Source organism: Thiolapillus sp. (assembly GCF_048562965.1).
GTDB classification, from domain to species: domain Bacteria; phylum Pseudomonadota; class Gammaproteobacteria; order Chromatiales; family Chromatiaceae; genus Thiolapillus; species Thiolapillus brandeum_A.
In genome coordinates this window covers 1-1843 of record NZ_JBHNMF010000615.1, presented here as the reverse complement: position 1 = coordinate 1843, position 1843 = coordinate 1, and the positions used below count along the sequence as shown (strand labels likewise).

At 52.6% G+C, this 1843-nt stretch carries 5 protein-coding genes; 2 read left to right on the top strand and 3 right to left on the bottom strand.

The genetic code is table 11. The annotated features are described in order from the left end of the window. Positions 1-199: hypothetical protein (locus tag ACOCD2_RS18360; protein ID WP_419625869.1), on the top strand; the 199-nt coding region annotated here is incomplete at its 5' end. Then, positions 183-308, top strand: a complete 126-nt coding sequence (locus tag ACOCD2_RS18355) for a hypothetical protein (RefSeq protein ID WP_419625867.1) — start codon at positions 183-185, stop codon at positions 306-308. The genes ACOCD2_RS18360 and ACOCD2_RS18355, both read left to right, overlap by 17 nt. 77 nt (positions 309-385) lie before the next feature. Here the strand turns inward: ACOCD2_RS18355 and ACOCD2_RS18350 are convergent, their stop codons facing one another. The 3 genes from ACOCD2_RS18350 to ACOCD2_RS18340 form a co-directional block, all read right to left on the bottom strand. Next, positions 386-607 (bottom strand): hypothetical protein, encoded by a 222-nt coding sequence (locus ACOCD2_RS18350; protein ID WP_293652422.1) that lies wholly within the window; start codon positions 605-607, stop codon positions 386-388. Positions 608-976: 369 nt separating this feature from the next. Continuing rightward, on the bottom strand, positions 977-1345 hold the full coding sequence (locus ACOCD2_RS18345; RefSeq protein ID WP_368857423.1) for a HipA domain-containing protein: 369 nt from the start codon (positions 1343-1345) through the stop codon (positions 977-979). A 98-nt stretch (positions 1346-1443) separates the two neighbouring features. After that, positions 1444-1843: HipA domain-containing protein (locus ACOCD2_RS18340; RefSeq protein WP_419601920.1), on the bottom strand; the 400-nt coding region annotated here is incomplete at its 5' end.

Genomic DNA, 1843 nt, shown 5'->3' with positions numbered 1-1843 from the left:
GATAGATTTTGGGACATCCCAGTCCCCAAAATCGACTCGGCCTTTGACAACCTATTGGTGCCCCAGCCGTCCTGGTCACCCAGCACTACGCAACAACTTCGCAAGCTCGTTGCTGCTCCGCACTTGGCTCCCAATGACTGGACACCGCGTTTGGATGCCTACTTTGCTTCCCCTCTGGCGCTATGCGCACGACGGGTAAGCAGTGCGGCCTCGCGGCTACTGGGGTCTACCAGCCTTCGCTTCGCTCTCCATGGCTGGCAGCGATCGAAAGGCGCTCCCTCTTCGTTGTACAACAACTTCATATCTAAACTAGCCTCCCTTGCAACTACACAAAAAAAACCGCTGATAATGTCAGCGGGCACGCATACGCATCTCGAATACCTACTCAGGCTTCAAGCATCACCATAAGACGGCCACCTGAGCGCTCGCCTGCAGCGGCAATATCTTCATAATTGTTATAGTCGGGCAGGCAAACAGAGGCGTTCTGTGTAGAAAATGGCACCGGAACCTTAGCTTCGACACTCTTGAATTCGCCGATGACATCGGTGGGGCGAACTAAATTGTCAAAAACGATTACCTGTGAATCTCCCATGTCTCCATTAGCCATTTTCTTCCTCGCTTTCTCATAAATTTACCGTTGAATTAGTAATTTGCGTAAGTCTTTATGCAAAAATACCCTTTGTCACCATCTTTCAATGATGACGTTATCTAAATATCACATTGCGCCAGAAAACTCCACTATTACACTCGGTTCCCAACCGATTTTAGGGGCATTTGCCGCAAATTTCGACCACAATCACAGTGTGTTGCGCTTCAGATTGGGGGGGGCGAGGACGGTAGGCTCTCGCCCTTAAAATGTCAACCCAGACATCTTCCCCGGATCCCCAGATAGAAAACCCTAAAGCATAAAAAGCCTTGGCGGTGGCCGAGCCTGGTCAACCGGGCTTTCACAAGCCCCCACTAAAACCCAGAGGGTTTAGTGGTGGGTGGTTGACCTTGTCCCTGGCCTCCTGCGTGCCTTCGTGCTCAGGCGATCACGGTATGCAACCACATGCCTTAGCACCAATTCCGCTGGTTCATCCGCCACACCAAACCATGCCATGGCATCAGACAGTTCCTCAATCGAGGACATGACCCGATCTGTTTCTGTCCGCGCCCGAGCAGGCGATAGACCAAAAGTGCTGGCCAGATTTTTCAGCTCGTTAGCGCCGGGGCGTGTGTTGTCCTTCAATCCGAAGCGCAGAACGTGCGGCTCATTATCGCCAAGAGGAAACAGCGACGTGATGTCATAACCTGGCGACAGGCGCCATCCGGTATCATCGTGGAGTAACGTAAAATTACGCAGGTGATCATCGGCGGTTGCCGATCAGCGCATTGTAGAGCATCTGACGAAACAACCGGACGGCATCATTCTCCAGATCATCTGAATATTTCCGCAAAACATTAAAGAATATCCGTATATGCTTTGCTGTAATAATACTCTGCGTGCATCAGGGTCTTGAGGCTGACCATGTGCCGGCGACCACCCTCCGGCGTCACATCAAAACGCACAATCGACAGCGCATCAACACCGATGTCGTCATACCGCTCCAGCCTACATGCCGGCGTCTCAATGCCACAGGCTTGTGCCGCACGCAGACAAGCCGCTTCCAGGCGGATGACTGGGTATTTATCACTTTTTGATGACAGCTTGACCAGGTAATGCGTGAAGCCGTCCTCCCCCGATTCCGTGTACAGGAACTTGGGCCGCGCCCCCCCAGGCGAAGATGCCACATCAGCCAGTTTCTGCCTGTGTTTATCGTTTCGGACAGCCAACTCCTGCTCAAAGCCGCTGACCATGCCG